Here is an 18,360-nt window from a genome sequence, read left to right as displayed (position 1 = left end):
TCAACCTCATCTCTCACTACTTCTTCAACCGCACCAGTCCAGACACACCACAGGGAAGGCACATCGATGAGCGCCACCGCCACTGCTCGAGTCACCCGCCCGATCACGACGCGGCGTACCGCCCAGGCAAGTGGTTCCACCGGCACCCAGGGACGCACCGAGGCCGGCTCCGTCTCCCGGCCCCAGCTGCGAGTCATCAGCGGCGCCTCGACGGTGACCTCGTCCTCCCTGCCCTTCCTCACGCTCATCATCCTGGTGCTGGCCGGCGCTCTCATCGCCTCAATGCTCCTCAACGCCAAGATGGCCGACACCGCCTACCGGATGAAGGAGAAGCAGGTCGAGCTCAACGTCGCCGAGGACCACGTCGAGACCCTCCGTACCCAGGTGCAGGAGGCCTCGGCGCCCGACGCCCTGGCTGACCGTGCCAAGGATCTTGGTATGGTGCCCGCCGCCGCGCCCGGCGTCGTCGACGTCGACAAGGGCCAGCTCACCGAGGGCACCCCGGCCCACGCTCCCAAGACCGGCCAGACCGGGAGGTAGGCGTCGGTGAACCCCTCGCGTCGTCAGGTGCTCCAGGCCGGAGGCCTGCTGCTCTTCACGGCCCTGTCCGGGCGCACCGTCTACGTCCAGGCGATCAACGGGCCCAAGCTGGCCGCCAAGGCCAAGGCCGAGCGCACGGTCTCCTGGGTCAACCGGGCTCCCCGGGGAGACATCACGGGACGGGACGGCACGGTCCTGGCCTCGTCGGCAGTCAGCTACGACATCGGCGTCAACCAGCCGCTCATCGCCCAGTACGAGCGCACCGAGATGCGTCTCAACGAGTCCACCGGTGTCAATGAGAAGGTCGTCGTCGGCTACGGGGCGGCGGCGGTCGCCGCCCAGCTCGCCCCGATCCTCAACGTCGATCCCCTCGAGCTCGGGGCCAAGCTCGTGGGTGATCGGAGCTACGAGGTCATCGCCCAGGAGGTCGCTCCTGACACCTGGCGCAAGATCAAGGCCCTCGACATCCCCGGCGTCGAGCCCGACCAGCGCACCCGTCGCACCTACCCGGCCGGGACCGTGGCGGGCAACGTCCTGGGCTTCACCCACGAGGGTGAGCACAACCGCGAGCTCATCGGGGCCGCCGGCCTGGAGCTGACCCAGAACAAGGTCCTCACCGGCGTCGACGGCAAGGGCAGCGAGGAGATCGGGCGCAGCGGCGTCATCATCCCCACCGGTGAGCAGAAGGATCAGCCCGCCAGGGCGGGTGCCACCGTGCGCACCACCCTCAATCCGGACCTGCAGTCCATCGCCCAGGAGACCATCGACCGCACGGTGGCAGCCCAGCACGCCGACTGGGGCATCGTCATGGCCATGGAGCCGAGCACCGGCAAGGTCGTCGTCCTGGCCGACTCCAACTCCGTCGACCCCTCCGACCCCTCGGCCACCTCCGAGGAGAACCGCACCGCCCGCAGCGTCCAGGCCGTCTTCGAGCCCGGAAGCGTCGGCAAGGTCGTCACCTTCGCCACCGCCCTGGATGAGGGCGCGGTCAAGCCCGAGGACACCTGGAACGTCCCCTACACCTGGACCTCGGCCAGCGGGCAGACCTTCAGGGACTCCCACGAGCACGAGACCCAGTCGATGACCACCGCAGGCGTCCTGGCGGAGTCCTCCAACGTCGGCACCGTCCAGATCGGCGAGAAGGTCTCCGACGACATCCGCTACGACTACATGAAGCGCTTCGGCTGGGGCGAGGCCACGGGCATCGAGATGCCGGCCGAGTCCGAGGGGATCATCTACCCGCCCAGTTCCTGGGACGACCGCACCCGCTACACCACGATGTTCGGACAGGGCGTGGCCGGAACCACCCTCCAGTCTCTCCAGGTGCTGGCCACCGTCGCCAACAAGGGCGTGCGCGTGGCCCCGCGCATCATCGACGCCTGGATCGACGCCGACGGCAAGGAGACCCCCCAGACCCGCCCCGAGGGCGTTCGTGTGATCTCCGAGGCCACCGCCAAGACCCTGACTGAGATGCTCATCGGCGTCACCCAGGAGGGTGGTACCGCCGAGTCCGCCTCCATCAACGGCTACCTGGTGGCCGGCAAGACCGGAACCACCGAGATCCTCACCGACGACTCCACCGTGGCCTCCTTCGTCGGTTTCCTTCCCGCGCGCAATCCGGCGCTGGCCATCGCCGTCATCGTCAACCGGCCCGAGGGCATCTTCGGAGGCACCGTCGCCGCCCCCGTCTTCCGGGAGGTGGCACTGGCCGCCATGCAGGCCCTCAACATCGCCCCCGACCCGAATGTCGTGGCGGCCCAGGCCGCGCGCAACGGCGCCGGCGGGGAGCGGGACGCGAGCCAATGAGGTGGCGCATGAGGTAGATGAGCGTGACCACCAGCACCCCGGCGAAGTGTGCCGGAGGGGCTCTTGTGGAAGATCGACAGTGGAAGGTCGCGATAGATTGAGGAACTATGAGCAACCACGCCTACGAGTCGGCCGCCGCCCTACGGCCGAGCTCCAATGGTCCCATACCCATCAGTACTCTGTGCGAGCGCTTCTCCCTGGTTCCCGCTTCAGCTGATGACTCCGCCGCCCTCAACGACCTGAGTGTTCTGGGGGTCAGCGTCGACTCTGGAGACACCTCCCCGGGTGAGCTCTTCGTGGGGCTGCCCGGCTTCACCGCCCACGGCGCCCGTTTCGCCGCCGAGGCCGTCGCCTCCGGTGCCGTCGCGGTCCTGACCGACTCCGATGGTGCCCAGATCGTCCACGAGCTCGCCCCCGGCACCCCCGCCCTCGTCCACGACGACCCTCGCGCCGTCGTCGGGCCTCTGAGCGCCGAGGTCTACCACCACCCGGCACGCGGCCTCATCACCACCGCCGTCACCGGCACCAATGGCAAGACGACCACCTCCTACTTCCTCGACGCGATCCTGTCGGCACACGTCGGTGGATGCATGGTCGCCGGGACCGTCGAGCTGCGCGTGGGGGAGCGCTCCGTGGAGTCCCCGCGCACCACCGTCGAGGCCCCCGTCCTGCAGCGGATGATGGCCCTGGCCGTGGAGGACCGGGTCGGCGCCGCCTCCCTGGAGGCCTCCAGCCACGCCATCGTCCTGCACCGCCTTGACGGCCTCGTCGTCGATGTCGCCGGCTTCACCAACCTCCAGCGTGACCACCTCGACTTCCACAAGACCATGGAGGGCTACCTGAAGGCCAAGGCGCAGCTGTTCACTCCCGAGCACGCCCGCCGCGGCGTCGTGTGCGTCGACGACCGGTGGGGCGCGGCCCTCGCCGACGAGGCGCCCATCGAGATCGACCGCGTGCGCGCCTACCCCGGAGACACCCCCGCCGACTGGTGGGTCAGCGACGCCACCGTCTCCCTGACCGACTCCGCCACCACCTTCACCCTCCACGGGCCCGACGGCGAGCAGATCGAGGCATCCTGCCCCCTGCCCGGGCTGGTCAACGTCCAGAACGCCGCCCTGGCCCTGGTCATGGCCATCCGAGCGGGCGTCCCCGCCGCCACGGCCACCGCCGCCCTGGCAGGGGCCCACAACATCCCGGGCCGCATGCAGCGCATCAGCCAGCGAGACGGGCAGCGGGGCCTGTGCATCGTCGACTTCGCTCACACCCCCGAGGCCATGGAGCTGGCCCTCAAGGCCGTGCGGCCCATCACTCCGGGACGCCTCATCGTGGTCTTCGGCTCCGACGGCGATCGCGACCAGGGCAAGCGGCCGATGCTGGGGGAGGTGTGCGCCCGCCTGGCGGACGTCCTGGTCGTCACTGACGAGAACCCCCGCAGCGAGGATCCCCAGCTCATCCGCAACGCCATCCTGGAGGGGGTGCGCAGCGTCCGCCCGGATCTAGAGGACGTTGAAGAGATCACAACCTGGCGCGGCGACGCCGTACGCCGCGGGGTCGAGCTGTGCGGACCCCAGGACACCGTCATCGTCACCGGCAAGGGCCACGAGCCCTTCCTGGAGGCGGCCGGTGAGTTCATCCGCTACAACGACGCTCCCGTGATGGCCGAGGCCGTCGAGCAGAAGTGGGGACGGGGATGAACCTCAGCCTGAGTCAGATCGCAGCCGCCGTCGGCGGCAGACTCATCGGCCCGGATGCGACCGTGACCGGCCCCGTCGTCACCGACTCCCGTCAAGCCTCCCCAGGAGCGCTGTTTGTCGCCGTCCACGGCGAACGCACCGACGGCCACGCCCACCTGGGCTCCGCCGGCGCCCTGGGTGCCGTCGGAGCCATCGTCTCCGACCTGAAGGCAGCCCGGACCGGGCTGTCCGTGGAGCCTGCGGAGGCTGCGGAGTCTGAGGACCTGCCCATGGGACTCGTCCTCGTGGAGGACACCGTCGTCGCCCTGGGTGCCCTGGCCCGCACCCACCTGGCCGGTCTGCGCCAGGGCGCCGTGGATCGCGGCGAGAGGCTCACCGTGGTGGCGATGACCGGCTCGGTGGGTAAGACCACCACCAAGGACCTCACTCGTCAGCTCCTGGCCGCCTCCGGCCCCACGGTGGCCCCCAGGGCCAGCTTCAACAACGAGATCGGCCTGCCGCTGACCGTGCTGGAGGCCGACGAGTCCACCCGCTACCTCGTCCTGGAGATGGGCGCCTCCGGATCGGGGCACATCGCCTACCTCACCGACATCGCGCCCCTGGACGCGGCCGGGGTCCTCATGATCGGCCATGCCCACATGGGCGGGTTCGGCTCCATCGAGGGGGTGGCCGCCGCCAAAGCGGAGATCATCGCGGGCCTGCTGCCTGAGGGGACCGCCATCCTCAACGCCGACGACGCCCGTTGCGCCGCGATGGCCGAGCTCGCACCGGCGCGGGTCCTCACCTTCTCCGCCCAGGGTGAGCCCGCCGACCTGCAGGCCGAGAACGTCGTCCTCGATGAGGCCGCTTGCGCGGCCTTCGACCTCCACCTGCCCGGGCTCGACGTCCCCCGGCGCGTCCAGCTGGCCGTGGCCGGCGCCCACAACGTGGCCAACGCCCTGGCTGCCGCGGGGCTGGCTCTGGCCGCGGGGCTGGAGCCCGAGCTCATCGCCGAACGGCTCGGCTCCGTCAGCATTGAGAGCCCCCACCGCATGGACGTGTCGGAGCTCAGTGGCGATCTTCTCCTTATCGACGACTCCTACAACGCCAACATCGACTCCATGACGGCCGCGCTGGCCGCGCTGCCGGCTCTGGCCGGCAGTCGGCGCCGCGTCGTCGTGGTTTCCGAGATGCTCGAGCTGGGGGAGTCCTCCGCCGCCGACCACGCTCGTACTGGGGAGCTAGCGGCCCAGGCCGGAGCCGCTATGCTCATCGGCATCGGCTCCACCCAGGAGGCGCTCGACGCAGCCCGGGCCCGAGGGGTCGAGGTCGTCGGCTTTGAGGACTCCGCGACCGCCATCTCCCAGATCGACGCGCTCCTGTCCGACGGCGACGCCGTCCTGGTCAAGGGCTCCAACGGATCAGGCGCCTGGCGCTTGGCCGACCACCTCAAGGAGGTACGTCCCCGATGACCGCCATCCTCATCTCCGGCGTGGTCGGACTGGTGGGCACCCTGCTGGGAACCCCGCTGCTCATCCGCTACCTCCACGCCAAGGAGTACGGGCAGTTCATCCGCCAGGACGGTCCCCAGGGTCACTTCACCAAGCGCGGTACGCCGACCATGGGCGGCCTCGTCATCATCATCTCCACCGTCCTGGGATACACCCTGGCCAACCTCAGCCAGCTGCGCACACCGCGCGCCTCCGGGGTCCTGCTGCTCTTCCTCGTCGTCGGGCTCGGACTCATCGGCTTCCTGGACGACTTCGAGAAGATCTCCAAGCAGCGCTCCCTGGGGCTGCGGGCCTGGCAGAAGATCGTCGGGCAGGCGCTCATCGGCGTCGGCTTCTCGGTGGCGGCGCTGCACTTCGCGGACCGCAACGGGCTCACCCCCGGCTCCACCCGGATCTCCTTCGCCCGGGACTCGGCGATCAACCTGGCCTTCGCCGGCAGCGTCGTCGGACTCATCCTGTTCATTCTGTGGGCGAACTTCCTCATCACCGCCTGGTCCAACGCCGTCAACCTCACCGACGGCCTTGATGGGCTGGCCGCGGGGGCATCGGCCATGGTCTTCGGCGCCTACACGCTCATCGGCGTGTGGCAGACCAACCAGTCCTGCAACTACGGCCACGACACCATGGTTCCCACCACCTGCTACCAGGTCCGGGATCCCCGTGACCTGGCGATGATCGCCGCCGCCCTCATGGGGGCCTGCTTCGGGTTTCTGTGGTGGAACGCATCACCGGCCAAGATCTTCATGGGGGACACCGGTTCCCTGGCCCTGGGAGGGGCGGTCGCGGGGCTGTCGATCCTGACCCGTACCGAGTTCCTCGCCGTTATCCTGGGCGGGCTCTTCCTGGCCGAGGTCATGAGTGACATCATCCAGATCGTCTCGTTCAAGTCGACAGGCCGACGCGTCTTCCGCATGGCTCCACTGCATCACCACTTCGAACTGGGAGGATGGACCGAGGTCAACGTGGTGATCCGCTTCTGGATCATCGCAGGCCTGTGCGTCATCGCGGGACTCGGGCTCTTCTACGCCGAGTACCTGCGTCAGCTCATCTTCGGATGATCCGGGCCGTCAGGACCGAGGAACCATTGATGCAGAGCCTTCCCGCCGGGGATCCGGCGAGAAGCAGTGAAGAACCAGGAGCGTGAACCCGCACCGTGACCAGTCTGACTGAAGTCCCCGGTGAACCGACCGGCGGCGCCGTTACCGGCTCCGCCGGGTCCCTGAGCGACCAGCTCGACGGCGCCCACGTGGCCGTCGTCGGGCTCGGACGCACCGGGCGCGCCGTCGCCGAGGCCCTGGCCACCCTGGGGGCACGCCTCCACCTCTTCGACAGCCAGGAGGCCTCCATCGAGGCACTGGACGCCTCTGCCCACGGCATCCTGGCCACCTCCGTGGTCTCAGCCACCGTGGCCGGCAGCGAGGCGACCGCGGCCGCCCTGGCGGACTCCCCGGCGCGGCTCCTGATCGTCTCGCCCGGGGTCCCGGCCACCGGTCCGGTCCTGCGCACCGCTGAGGCGGCCGGTATCGAGACCTGGAGCGAGATCGAGCTGGCCTGGAGACTTCAGCGGGACTCCTCCCGCCCGGACGTCCCCTGGCTCGCGCTGACCGGCACGGACGGCAAGACCACGACGGTGAGCATGCTCTCGGCCATCCTTCAGGCCCAGGGGCTCACTGCCCCCGCCGTCGGCAACATCGGCACCCCCGTCATCGAGACGGTACTGGCGGGCAGCGCTGACGCCCTGGCCGTGGAGCTGTCCAGCTTCCAGCTCCACACCACCCGCACCCTGTCGCCCCTGGCCTCGGTCTGCCTCAACCTGGCCGCCGATCACCTCGACTGGCACGGGGGCCTGGAGGCCTACGCCGCGGACAAGGCCCGTGTCTATGCCCGCACCCGGCTCGCCGCCGTCTACAACCTCGCCGACAGCGCCACCGAGGACATGGTCCGTCAGGCCGATGTCGTCGAGGGCTGTCGGGCTGTCGGCTTCACCCTGACCACGCCGGGGCTGGGACAGGTCGGCATGGTCGAGGACCTGCTGGTGGATCGGGCCTTCCACGCCGAGCGCCGCTCCAGCGGCGTCGAGCTCGCCACCACCGCTGACCTGGCGCACCTGGCGCCGGGGGGTCGCGCCGAGAACCTGCCCGCTCACCTGCTCGCCGACGCCCTGGCTGCAGCCGCTCTGGCCCGCGCGGCCGGGGTCGACGCCGAGGCGGTCGCATCGGGCCTGCGCCACTACAGCCCCGGAGCCCACCGGATCGTCACCGTCGCCGAGGCGGGCGGCGTCACCTGGGTCGACGACTCCAAGGCCACCAACCCGCACTCCGCCGAGGCCGCGCTGACCTCTCTGCCGCAGGGAACCGGCGTCTGGATCTGCGGTGGTGACACCAAGGGCGCCCAGTTCTTCGACCTGGTGCGCACAGTGAGACCCCACCTGCGCGGTGCCGTCGTCATCGGCAAGGACCAGAGCGACATCCTGGCCGCCCTGGAGAAGGAGGCACCGGGACTGGCAGTCACCCGTATCAGCCACGCCGCGCCTGAGCAGGTCAGTGCCGCGGCGGTGGAGGCAGCCGGAACCATGGCCCGCAGCGGCGACACCGTCATGCTGGCTCCGGCCTGCGCCTCCTGGGACCAGTTCACCTCCTACGCCCAGCGCGGCGACCTGTTCGCCACCGCCGCCAGGGCCTACGCCGGCGGCGGCTCCCCCGAGACCACGGACGCCTCCGGCGTCCAGGAGAAGCTGTGAAGACCGGGTCCCCCTCGGCCACAGCCCCTCGCTCGTCGACGCCCTCCTCGTCAGGCTCCTCGGCGGTCTCCGGGCGTGCGCCACAACAGTCTGGAAGCGGTCACAAGACCGGCCGCAAGCGGGACCAGGCCAGGGCTCGGGACGCTTCGGCCAGGCCCTCCAAGAAGTCTGGGAAGCAGGCGCGGAAACAGGCAGGAGCCGGTAAGCAGCCCGCATCGCGCTCGGCCAGGTCTCAGCCGTCGTCGAGTTCGCCGAGACGACGGACAGGCACCGCCTCGTCCCAGTCCTCCTCGCCGGCCTCATCGAGGACCCCGTCGAAGGCCATCGGATCGCAGGCCACCGGCCGGATCGGTCGGATGCGTGCGGCCTGGAGCAAGCGCCTGGCGAGCTGGGGCGAGCGTCTCTCCCGCCCCTGGGACGGCGCCACTGACTCCGAGCCCGACGGCGCCTCACAAGGGGTTCGCCGGCGTCGGTCGGACGGTGCCGCCGACTCCGCCCAGAGCTCCGAGCAGGTCACTCTGACCTACTACTGCCTGCTCATCTCCACCCTGGTGCTGGAGACCTTCGGACTCATCATGGTCTTCTCCGTGCAGTCGGTGACAGTAGCCGCCAATGGGGGCAACGCCTTCACCGACTTCGCCAAGTACCTCGTCTTCGCCGTCGTGGGGACCCTGGGCATGGTGGGGGTCTCCCGCATGCCACTGTCCTGGTTCCGCCGTATCGCCTGGGCGGTGCTGGGACTGACGATCGCCATGCAGTGCCTGGTCTTCACCCCCATCGGCGTCAACGTCTACGGCAATCGCAACTGGATCCTGGTTCCAGGAGTCGGTACGGCTCAGCCCTCGGAGTTCATCAAGGTGGCCCTCGCCCTGGTACTGGGCACGCTGGTGACCTGGTACACGGCCGGGCGCCGGGACCGGACCGTGTCGGCGGGCTGGGCCGGCGTCGGTATCGCGATCCTGGCCGTATTCGGAGGCCAGGACCTGGGAACCGTCATCATCCTGGTCCTCATCGTTGCGGGTGCTCTGTGGGTGGGGGGCCTGAGGAAACGATGGTTCGCCCTCCTGGGGGCGCTCGGTATGGTCATGTTTACCGGGGCCTCGATGCTCAGCGCCAACCGACGCGCTCGCATCGTCGCCTGGATCCATCCCGAGGGGGCGGACCCCACAGGTGTGGGTTACCAGCCCAAGCACGGCATGTGGGCGCTGGGAACCGGCGGATGGTTCGGTGTGGGCCCCGGCTCCTCGCGTCAGAAGTGGGGCTACCTCACCCAGGCCGACTCCGACTACATCTTCGCCGTGCTCGGTGAGGAGTTCGGGCTGGTGGGCACCCTCGTCGTCATTGCCCTGTTCGCCGCCATCGGCGCCTGCTGCCTACGTCTGATGAGGCGTCACACCTCCACCTACGTCGTGGCCACGTCCTCGGCCATCGGTGCGTGGATCGTGGGGCAGGCGATCATCAACATGGGGGTCGTCACCGGTGCGCTGCCGGTGCTGGGCGTCCCGCTCCCTCTCGTCAGCCGTGGAGGAACCGCCCTGGTCTCGGTCCTCCTGGCCATTGGAGTGCTTCTCGCCTTCGCCCGCCACGAACCCGGCGCGCAGGAGGCCCTGTCCACGAGTCCCGGGGCGCTGCGTCGTTCCCTGGCAGTCATTGTCCCAAGGAGGAACCGTGCCCGAGACAAGTGAGACCGCAGGCTCTCCCAGCCAGATGCAGCCGAGCCGGCAGGAGCGCCCCCGGCCCCTGCGGGTGCTGCTGGCCGGTGGAGGCACCGCCGGCCACGTCAACCCGTTGCTGGCCACGGCCGCGGCCCTGCAGGACCCGGCGCTGGGAGGTGACCCCCGCACGCAGATCCTCGTCCTGGGGACCGCCGAGGGGCTGGAGAACCGCCTGGTTCCCGAGGCCGGCTTCGAGCTGGCCCTGGTTCCCCGGGTCCCCCTGCCTCGACGCCCCAGCGGGGACCTGCTGCGTCTGCCGCACCGGCTGGGAAAAGCGATCAGCGCAGCCACCGAGGCCATCGAGGCCGTGAAGGCCGACGTCGTCGTCGGCTTCGGCGGATACGTCTCCACCCCCGCCTACCTGGCCGCCCGGAAGGCCGGCGTGCCGGTCGTCATCCACGAGCAGAACGCCCGCCCCGGCCTGGCCAACCGCCTGGGGGCGTCCTGGGCCCAAGCGGTGGCGCTGACCTTCGCATCGACCCGCCTCAAGGCCTCCAAGGGGCGTACCGAGGTGACCGGGCTGCCACTGCGCCCGGCCATCGCCGACCTGGTGACGCAGCGCTCCACCACTGAGGGGACTCATCGTGCCCGCGTCGACGGCGCCCAGGCGCTGGGACTCGACCCCGACATGCCCACGCTCCTGGTGACGGGCGGCTCTCTGGGAGCCCAGCACCTCAACGAGGTCCTCAGCGAGTCCTTGGACTCCCTGCCCGCTGGCCTGCAGGTGCTGCACCTGACCGGCAAGGACAAGGACGCCCCCGTGCGCGCCGCCCTGGAGGCGGCGGTTGCCGCCGGCGCACCGGAGGATCTGACCGAGCGCTATCACGTGCTGGACTATCTGACCACGATGGAACAGGCCTACGCCTGCGCCGACGGGGTCCTGTGCCGCTCCGGAGCCGGAACGGTTGCGGAGATCACCGCCCTGGGACTACCGGCGCTCTACGTGCCCCTCCCGATCGGAAACGGCGAGCAGCGCCTCAACGCCGCTGACGTCCTGGCCTCCGGGGGCGGGCGCATGGTGCTCGATGCCGACCTCAAGCCCTCCGACATCCTCGACTTCACGGTGCTCGTCTCCGACCCCGCGCGTCAGGCTGCCATGGCCCGGGCTGCCGCCTCCACCGGCGTCCAGGACGCGGCGGCCCGATTGGGCGCCCTCATCCAGCAGTGCGCCTCCACCAACAACACTCCCACCGACGAGGAGAACGCGGCATGACCGCCCCGACACAGCAGCCCACCTCCCGCACCGGCTCTCAGCAGACCGGTGCCGACCGCCACACGCTCACCGACAGGTCATTCCACCTCATCGGCATCGGGGGAGCGGGTATGAGCGTCGTCGCCCAGCTTCTCGCCGCTCGCGGCGCCCGGGTATCGGGGTCGGACGCCCACGGCTCACCCGCCTTCGACCACCTCTCCGACCTGGGCATCACGACTCACCTGGGCCATGACGCCGCGAATGTTCCCGCAGGGAGCACCGTCGTGGTCTCCACCGCGATCAAGGGGACCAACCCCGAGCTCGCTGAGGCCCGTCGCCGGGACCAGGAGGTCATCCATCGCTCGCAAGCCCTTGCCCTGGCCGCCCAGGGGCTGGACTTCGTCGCCGTGGCCGGTGCGCACGGCAAGACGACGACCTCGGGCATGCTCGCTGAGGCCCTGACGGACGCCGGGGCCGATCCCTCCTTCGCCATCGGCGGGGTCGTGCGGGCCCTGGGCACCGGGGCCCACCTGGGCGGTGGCTCCTCCCTGGTGGCTGAGGCCGACGAGTCCGACCGCTCCTTTCTCAACTACACGCCCCGCGTGGAGATCGTCACCAACGTCGAGCCCGACCACCTCGACACCTACGGCACCACCGAGGCCTTCGAGGCGGCCTTCGTCGACTTCGCCCACCGCCTGGTCCCCGGGGGGCTCCTGGTCGCCTGCGCCGCCGACCCCGGCTCGCTGCGCCTGGCACGCACCGCGGCCGCGGAAGGGCTGCGCGTAGTCACCTACTCCTTCGGAGGCCTCGACACCCTGCCTGGCGGGATGCTGGTGGGGGAGGGGCACGTCCACCTGGCGATCCAGGAACGCGGCGCGGCCTCCACCCGTGCACGGCTGACCCTGATCAGGGCGGCGGAGCCGGAGCGCAGCGGCAGCGCCCGCGCGGGGGAACAGGTCCAGAGCCAGGTCGAGCTGGTGCTGGCCGTGCCCGGTGACCACGTGGCCCTCGACGCCGGCGGCGCCTGGGCCGCTGGCATCGAGCTCGGTGTCGAACCGGCTGAGATGGCCCGTGCCCTGGGCTCCTTCGGGGGGACGGGGCGGCGCTTCGAGGACCGGGGACAAGCCGACGGCGTCCGCGTCATTGACGACTACGCCCACCACCCCACCGAGATCGAGGCGCTGCTGCGCACGGCGCGGGAGGTCGCTCAGGAGCGCGGTGGCCGGGTCCTGGTGCTCTTCCAACCGCACCTGTTCTCCCGCACCAGGGCCTTCGCCGACCGCTTCGGGCAGGCACTGGGCCTGGCCGACACCGTCGTCGTCGCAGACGTCTATCCGGCCAGGGAGATCCAGGCGGACTTCCCCGACGTCACCGGGGACACGGTCGTCCAGCGGGTTCCCGGTGGCAGAGCCACCTTCGTCGCGGATCGTCTGGAGGCCGCCCACGCGCTGGCCGCGCAGGCCCGTCCCGGCGACCTGCTGCTGACGGTCGGTGCCGGTGACGTCACCGAGCTCGCTACCACCGTCCTGTCCGACTTGGCGACCCGCGAGGGTGGTGCACCTGGTTCGCCCACGCGGCGAGGTGGGCACGCATGAGAAAGCCCTCGGCGCCGCGCCCCGAGCCGTCCAACCGTTCTGAGGGGACCCCGGCCAGCATTCCTCCGCGCCGCTCAGGCAACCGGCGCGCGCGTCCTGCTCGCTCAGGGCAGGGCGGGGCCGGGCAGAATGGTACGAGGAGATCCCCGCAGGCTTCACAGGCTCAGCGGGAGACCGAGCCGGCTGGGGCGGTCGGCCCGGCCCGGCGACCTCGAGCGCCGGGAGCCGGTGCGGCAGCGAGTTCTCCCAGGGGTACGGCGAGAACGGCTTCCTCCAAGGGGGGCGCACGCCCAGCCGTCTCCGGGAAGCGGACCGGTGGTGACTCGCCCGACGCCTCGTCCAAGTCGAGCCGGAGCCCCGAGAGCGCGCCCGGCGCCGAGCTGACCGTCTTCGGCCGTCGGCAGGTCGCACTGCCTCGTGGAGATGACCGGGTCGTCTCCACCGGGCTCGCCGACCGTCTCAAGGAGCGTCAGCAGGCTCTGCGCCGGCTGCGTCTGCGCCGAGTGACGACCGCCGCCATCGTCGTGCTCGTCGTCGCTCTGGCGACCTGGGCCCTGCTCTTCTCACCCCTTCTGGGGCTGCAGCCCCAGAGGATCTCCGTCGCCGGATCGGACGGCAGTGTCTCGGACAAGCAGGTTCGCGATGTCCTGGCGCCCTATACGGGTGACTCGTTACTGCGTCTGGACACCGGGCGGCTCTCCACCCAGGTGAGCGACAAGCTGGTCCGGGTGCGTCAGGCGCAGGTGACCAGGTCCTGGCCTCGCGGACTACGGGTGCAGCTGACGATGAGGGTGCCGGTGGCCACCGTTCAGGGAGCGGACGGCTACCAGGTCCTCGACAACGAGGCCGTGGTCCTTGAACGGGTCCCCGAGGCGCCGTCGGGTCTGGTGACCATCGTGCCTGACAAGACCGACGGGGCGTCCGGGTCGCAGACGATCTCAGCCAAGCAGGTCGCGGCCGTCACCCAGGTGGTGGGGTCGCTCACGCCGCAGACTCTTGCCCAGGTTGCCAGCGGGAGCGCTACCGAGGCCGGACAGGTCACGCTCACCATGTCCAACGGCGCCAGCGTGGTGTGGGGGGACACCCAGGACAACGAGCTCAAGGCACGGGTTCTGGCGACCCTCATGACCACCAGCGCGTCCATTTACGACGTCTCCTCGCCGCACCGCCCCACCACACGATCCGCGGACGGCGCGGCGTCGGCGACGACACCGCAGGCGTCCTGAGCGCCCCGGCGGATCGCGGCTCAGCGGTTCCGCCGGGCACCCGGCTACGGAGACGGGGCCGCACATCGCCGGTCTTCAGGTTAATTGCAGGCAAGTTGCAGTGATATAGCAGGAAATCCGCAGGCAACTGCACACGAACACGCCGGGCTTCAATGCGTCTCGAGGTCGCGGAAGTCTCATAGCGTTAAGCCAGTCATTCAAAGAATGACATAAGTATAGACCTTAACTTTAGGTTGAGGTTCGAGGGGAGTCCTCGCCAGAGGGCTCATGACGAAACTCGCGGAGGGGACGCCAGTGGTCGAGAGCATGGCTGTGGACGACGCACAGCACTACCAGGCAGAGATCAAGGTCGTCGGCGTCGGTGGTGGCGGCGTCAACGCCGTCAACCGAATGATCGAGGCCGATCTGCGTGGCGTCGAGTTCATCGCCGTGAACACCGACGCCCAGGCGCTGCTCATGTCCGACGCCGACGTCAAGCTTGATGTCGGACGTGATCTGACTCGAGGACTGGGGGCCGGAGCCGACCCGGCCATCGGCCGCAAGGCCGCAGAGGATCACGAGTCCGAGATCCGCGAGGCCCTTGATGGGTCGGACATGGTCTTCGTCACCGCGGGCGAGGGTGGCGGCACCGGTACCGGGGCCGCGCCCGTGGTCGCTCGCCTGGCCAAGAGCATCGGCGCGCTGACCATCGGCGTGGTGACCCGTCCCTTCTCGTTCGAGGGGCGTCGCCGCTCGGCTCAGGCCGAGGACGGTGTCCAGGCCCTGCGTGAGGAAGTCGATACCCTCATCGTCATCCCCAACGACCGACTCCTGCAGATCGCCGACAAGAACATCTCCGTCGTGGACGCCTTCAAGCAGGCGGACCAGGTCCTTCTTCAGGGTGTTCAGGGCATCACCGAGCTCATCACCACGCCCGGTCTCATCAACGTCGACTTCAACGACGTCAAGTCCGTCATGCAGGGCGCCGGCAGTGCGCTCATGGGTATCGGTTCGGCCACCGGCGAGGGACGTGCGATCACGGCCACCGAGGAGGCCATCGCGTCGCCGCTGCTGGAGACCTCGATCGACGGCGCCCACGGTGTGCTGCTCTTCTTCCAGGGCGGCTCCGACCTGGGGCTGTTCGAGATGAACGAGGCCGCCAACCTCGTTCGCGAGGCCGTCCACCCCGAGGCGAACATCATCGTCGGAAACGTCGTCGACGGTGCTCTGGGCGACGAGGTCCGGGTGACGGTTATCGCTGCCGGCTTCGACTCCGAGCCGGTAGTGGGGGGCCTGGCCGACCCTGTGACCCGCCTGTCCCGAGCTGCGGTTCCTCCGGTTCCCTCCTCCCCGGTCGATGACCTGCCGCCGGCCCCCGCTCCTCGCGGCGGGGCTCATGCTGCGCAGAACCCCGTCACCCGTCCGGTCCCGCTGGCTCCGGCGCCGTCCTCGCCGGCGGTTGCCGCTCACCTGTCGGAGGTGAGTGCGGCTGAGGCGCTGTCCTCCGGAAGCATGCCGGCCTACGTGGATGACTCCTACAGCTCTTACGGTTCCGTGCCGGCCCAGCAGTCGGTCCCTGATCTCGAGGTTCCCCAGGTCATTGGTGTCGACGCCGATGACGATGGTATTGACCTCCCCGATTTCCTGCGCTGAGTGATGCGAGCGTTGAGGACGCTCAGGCATGCGTGACGCGAGCCTCGATCAGGTCTCTGACCTGATCGAGGTGGATCTGGGTCCTGGAGCTCGCGGGTACTTCACCACCCGCGGCCTGCGGGGGACCTCACCCCTAGGCGGACATGATGGCGACGCGCGGGCTTGGAGCCTTGACGGGCGCGAGGCGAGCATCTACGAGGGATGGAATCTGGCTCTCCATGTCGGAGACGACCCGCAGCGCGTTCATCGTCACCGCAGACGGCTGGAGGATCTCCTCGGGCTCGACCGGGACCAGCACCTGGCCTGGATGAATCAGGTCCACTCCAGTGTCGTGGCCGCGGCCCGGGCGGAGCAGGTCCCCACAGCGGACGCGCTCGTCCTGGACTCTCGGGTAGCCGGCGCTCCCGCCGGATGCTGCGTCCTCGTGGCCGACTGCGTGCCGCTCCTCCTGTCCTCCCGAGACGGCAGCCTGGTGGCGGCTGTCCATGCCGGGCGTCGAGGCATGCTCGACGGCATCGTCCCCGCAACGATTGACGTCCTGCAGGGCGCCGGAGTGGATCCTGCTGACCTCTGGGCCGCCGTCGGGCCGTCGATCTGCGGCTCCTGCTACGAGGTCCCCGATGACATGCGCGCGCTGTCCGCGCAGCGCGAACCGGCCTGCGCCTCACGAACGTCATGGGGCACCCCCGGCCTTGATGTCGCGGCAGGCGTCCTGGCGCAGCTCGAGCGCGCTGGAGTCGGACATATCAGCGCGGGCCATTGGTGCACCTACGAGGACCCGCACTTCTACTCCTTTCGACGGGACGGAACGACCGGGCGGCTGGCCGGCGTCGTGGTCCCGAGATGACGTCCAGACGACTGAATACTTCCTGGGCGTGACCTTCTTGAAGCCTGAGGTGGGGGACACGCCGGGCTGAGGTCCCCGTGCGATGTTGCGGTGACGGATACCGTCGCAGCACATCCGGAACGCAGGGGACCGGACGAACCAAGGAGCGATAAATGGGCGCGCTGCGCAGTATGACCAGTTTCCTCGGCTACTCGGAGCCGGAGGAGGAGACCTACGAGGACAGCTATGAGGCTGCCGACGCGGGTTACGCCGTGCAGGAGCACGAGCAGGACTTCGTCGACGAGGGGTACGAGGATTTCTCCGCCCCGGCTGCGCCCGAGCCCGTCGCCGCCGCCCCTGACCTTCGCCGTATCGTCACGGTGCACCCATCGACCTACAACGAGGCCAGGATCATCGGCGAGTCCTTCCGTGACGGCGTTCCCGTCATCATCAATCTCACCGGCATGAGCGAGTCGGACGCACGTCGCATGGTTGACTTCTCCGCCGGTCTGGTCTTCGGTCTGCACGGCGCCATCGAGCGAGTCACCCCGCGGGTGTTCCTGCTGACCCCTGCCAGTGTCGAGATCGACGGTGGTGAGGTCGCCGAGGCTCGCGGCCGCTTCTTCAATCAGAGCTGAGCTGACTGAGACGTGACCCTTGTCTCTTTGCTGGCCTCGATCCTGTCGAGCATTCTGAGCCTGTACTTCCTCATCCTCCTGGTCAGGGTCGTGCTCGACTGGATTCAGGTCTTCGCCCGCCAGTGGCGTCCTCAGGGAGTCGTCCTGGTGCTGGCCAACTTCGTCTACGCGCTGACGGATCCGCCTCTGCGACTGATCCGTCGGTGGGTTCCCATGGCACGCCTGGGAGGGGTCGGTATCGACCTGAGTTTCCTGGTCCTGGTCTTCGGGATCTGGATCATCCAGTGGTTCCTCAGACTTCTCGTCAGCCTTCTCACCTGATCAGGTGTCAAGTCGTGAATGAACCGCTAGAGTGCTGTCCTCACGTCAGCGTGAGATAGCGCGCTTGATGTGGCCTGAACCTCGAGTTCAGGTACTCTGTCCGCATGAGTGACCGGATGCCCGGTGCTCGTGACCTTATCCGTAACGACACCGAGGTGACGACCCATGACGCTGCTGACAGCAGACGACGTCCTCAACAAAAAGTTCCAGGCGACCAAGTTCCGTGAGGGCTACGAGCAGGACGAGGTCGACGAGTTCCTCGACGAGGTAGTCGAGGCCATGCGTCAGCTGGAGGCTGAGAACGCCGACCTCAAGGCCAAGCTCGAGGCCGCCAACCGGCGAGTGGCGCAGCTCGGCGAGGGAGCTTCCATCCCCGCCGCCCCCGCTTCTCCCGTCTCTCCGGTTCAGGCCGAGCCTGCCGTTTCGATGCCGGCCGTCTCCGGCGAGTCCGGTGGCCAGGGGCCGGCCGCTGCCTCCGGCATGCTCGAGCTGGCTCAGCGTCTCCACGACGAGCACGTCGCCAACGGCAAGGCCGAGGGCGAGCGCATCGTCACCGAGGCCCGCTCCACCGGTGAGCAGATCGTGCGTGAGGCAGAGGACCAGCGCAACCGTACCCTGGCCCAGCTGGAGAAGGAGCGTTCCGCCCTCGAGCAGAAGATCGACGAGCTGCGGCGCTTCGAGTCCGACTACCGCACCCGTCTCAAGAGCTACCTGCAGAACCTGCTGACCAACGTCGAGGATGGTGGCGAGAGCTCCATCTCCGGCTTGTGATCCTGTCAAGGATCCCCTCTGCCGTGATCGTCTCCCGACGCCAACTCCTCAGCACTGAGAGCACTGGCCCTCTGAGTGCTGTGGCTCCCACCTGCCGAGGATGGTCCGGCTTCTTCAGTCGTCTCTGACACGGCCTTCTACGAAGGGCGGCGACCCGCGCGGGTCGCCGCCCTT

15 protein-coding genes are annotated in these 18,360 nt (G+C 69.3%); all 15 read left to right on the top strand.

Going from position 1 to position 18,360, the window contains the following annotated elements:
- Positions 1–66: 66 nt before the first annotated feature.
- The 15 genes from ftsL to BKH33_RS11935 all read left to right on the top strand — a co-directional run bounded on the left by ftsL (position 67) and on the right by BKH33_RS11935 (position 18,186).
- Positions 67–540 carry a cell division protein FtsL gene (ftsL, locus tag BKH33_RS12005; RefSeq protein WP_003779837.1) on the top strand — a complete coding sequence of 158 codons (474 nt, stop codon included), beginning with the start codon at positions 67–69 and terminating at the stop codon, positions 538–540.
- Positions 541–546: 6 nt separating this feature from the next.
- A complete protein-coding gene (locus tag BKH33_RS12000) occupies positions 547–2,346 on the top strand; it encodes a peptidoglycan D,D-transpeptidase FtsI family protein (protein ID WP_076072242.1) in 1,800 nt (599 codons plus the stop codon).
- Positions 2,347–2,453: 107 nt separating this feature from the next.
- Positions 2,454–4,040 carry a UDP-N-acetylmuramoyl-L-alanyl-D-glutamate--2,6-diaminopimelate ligase gene (locus BKH33_RS11995; RefSeq protein ID WP_003779865.1) on the top strand — a complete coding sequence of 529 codons (1,587 nt, stop codon included), beginning with the start codon at positions 2,454–2,456 and terminating at the stop codon, positions 4,038–4,040.
- On the top strand, positions 4,025–5,491 hold the full coding sequence (locus tag BKH33_RS11990; protein ID WP_043538544.1) for a UDP-N-acetylmuramoyl-tripeptide--D-alanyl-D-alanine ligase: 1,467 nt from the start codon (positions 4,025–4,027) through the stop codon (positions 5,489–5,491). Before BKH33_RS11995 ends, BKH33_RS11990 begins: the two co-directional genes overlap by 16 nt.
- Positions 5,488–6,588 (top strand): phospho-N-acetylmuramoyl-pentapeptide-transferase, encoded by a 1,101-nt coding sequence (gene mraY / locus BKH33_RS11985; protein ID WP_003779851.1) that lies wholly within the window; start codon positions 5,488–5,490, stop codon positions 6,586–6,588. The genes BKH33_RS11990 and mraY overlap by 4 nt, the downstream gene beginning before the upstream one ends.
- A gap of 95 nt (positions 6,589–6,683) precedes the next feature.
- A complete protein-coding gene (gene murD / locus BKH33_RS11980; protein WP_081392118.1) occupies positions 6,684–8,270 on the top strand; it encodes a UDP-N-acetylmuramoyl-L-alanine--D-glutamate ligase in 1,587 nt (528 codons plus the stop codon).
- A 356-nt stretch (positions 8,271–8,626) separates the two neighbouring features.
- Complete coding sequence (locus BKH33_RS11975) at positions 8,627–9,955, top strand: FtsW/RodA/SpoVE family cell cycle protein (protein WP_003779846.1); 1,329 nt, start codon at positions 8,627–8,629, stop codon at positions 9,953–9,955.
- Positions 9,939–11,198 (top strand): UDP-N-acetylglucosamine--N-acetylmuramyl-(pentapeptide) pyrophosphoryl-undecaprenol N-acetylglucosamine transferase, encoded by a 1,260-nt coding sequence (locus BKH33_RS11970; protein WP_003779871.1) that lies wholly within the window; start codon positions 9,939–9,941, stop codon positions 11,196–11,198. The genes BKH33_RS11975 and BKH33_RS11970 overlap by 17 nt, the downstream gene beginning before the upstream one ends.
- Positions 11,195–12,772, top strand: coding sequence for a UDP-N-acetylmuramate--L-alanine ligase (locus BKH33_RS11965; RefSeq protein WP_003779836.1), 1,578 nt, complete (start codon positions 11,195–11,197; stop codon positions 12,770–12,772). The genes BKH33_RS11970 and BKH33_RS11965 overlap by 4 nt, the downstream gene beginning before the upstream one ends.
- The gene (locus BKH33_RS11960; protein WP_003779872.1) at positions 12,769–13,998 is read left to right on the top strand and encodes a cell division protein FtsQ/DivIB; all 1,230 of its coding nucleotides are present in this window, start codon (positions 12,769–12,771) and stop codon (positions 13,996–13,998) included. The genes BKH33_RS11965 and BKH33_RS11960 overlap by 4 nt, the downstream gene beginning before the upstream one ends.
- Before the next feature lie 267 nt (positions 13,999–14,265).
- Positions 14,266–15,630 carry a cell division protein FtsZ gene (gene ftsZ / locus BKH33_RS11955; protein WP_171972032.1) on the top strand — a complete coding sequence of 455 codons (1,365 nt, stop codon included), beginning with the start codon at positions 14,266–14,268 and terminating at the stop codon, positions 15,628–15,630.
- Positions 15,631–15,658: 28 nt separating this feature from the next.
- Entirely contained in the window at positions 15,659–16,477 is an 819-nt protein-coding gene (locus BKH33_RS11950) for a purine nucleoside phosphorylase YfiH/LACC1 family protein (RefSeq protein WP_003779859.1), read from the top strand.
- Positions 16,478–16,629: 152 nt separating this feature from the next.
- The gene (locus BKH33_RS11945) at positions 16,630–17,094 is read left to right on the top strand and encodes a cell division protein SepF (protein WP_003779869.1); all 465 of its coding nucleotides are present in this window, start codon (positions 16,630–16,632) and stop codon (positions 17,092–17,094) included.
- A gap of 12 nt (positions 17,095–17,106) precedes the next feature.
- The gene (locus tag BKH33_RS11940) at positions 17,107–17,415 is read left to right on the top strand and encodes a YggT family protein (protein ID WP_003779834.1); all 309 of its coding nucleotides are present in this window, start codon (positions 17,107–17,109) and stop codon (positions 17,413–17,415) included.
- Positions 17,416–17,580: 165 nt separating this feature from the next.
- Positions 17,581–18,186, top strand: a complete 606-nt coding sequence (locus BKH33_RS11935) for a DivIVA domain-containing protein (RefSeq protein ID WP_003779839.1) — start codon at positions 17,581–17,583, stop codon at positions 18,184–18,186.
- Positions 18,187–18,360 lie beyond the last annotated feature (174 nt).

It is taken from the genome of Actinomyces naeslundii (genome assembly GCF_001956585.1).
GTDB classification, from domain to species: Bacteria; Actinomycetota; Actinomycetes; order Actinomycetales; family Actinomycetaceae; genus Actinomyces; species Actinomyces naeslundii.
Note: the sequence above shows the minus strand (reverse complement) of the source record. Positions and strands in the feature narration are given on the sequence as shown.

Bases quoted from the DNA above. Each gene is read 5' to 3' on its own strand.
- ftsL (WP_003779837.1), top strand. From the start codon at position 67: ATGAGCGCCACCGCCACTGCTCGAGTCACCCGCCCGATCACGACGCGG.
- BKH33_RS11995 (WP_003779865.1), top strand. From the start codon at position 2,454: ATGAGCAACCACGCCTACGAGTCGGCCGCCGCCCTACGGCCGAGCTCC.
- mraY (WP_003779851.1), top strand. From the start codon at position 5,488: ATGACCGCCATCCTCATCTCCGGCGTGGTCGGACTGGTGGGCACCCTG.
- BKH33_RS11975 (WP_003779846.1), top strand. From the start codon at position 8,627: ATGCGTGCGGCCTGGAGCAAGCGCCTGGCGAGCTGGGGCGAGCGTCTC.
- BKH33_RS11965 (WP_003779836.1), top strand. From the start codon at position 11,195: ATGACCGCCCCGACACAGCAGCCCACCTCCCGCACCGGCTCTCAGCAG.
- BKH33_RS11960 (WP_003779872.1), top strand. From the start codon at position 12,769: ATGAGAAAGCCCTCGGCGCCGCGCCCCGAGCCGTCCAACCGTTCTGAG.
- ftsZ (WP_171972032.1), top strand. From the start codon at position 14,266: ATGACGAAACTCGCGGAGGGGACGCCAGTGGTCGAGAGCATGGCTGTG.
- BKH33_RS11950 (WP_003779859.1), top strand. From the start codon at position 15,659: ATGCGTGACGCGAGCCTCGATCAGGTCTCTGACCTGATCGAGGTGGAT.
- BKH33_RS11945 (WP_003779869.1), top strand. From the start codon at position 16,630: ATGGGCGCGCTGCGCAGTATGACCAGTTTCCTCGGCTACTCGGAGCCG.
- BKH33_RS11935 (WP_003779839.1), top strand. From the start codon at position 17,581: ATGACGCTGCTGACAGCAGACGACGTCCTCAACAAAAAGTTCCAGGCG.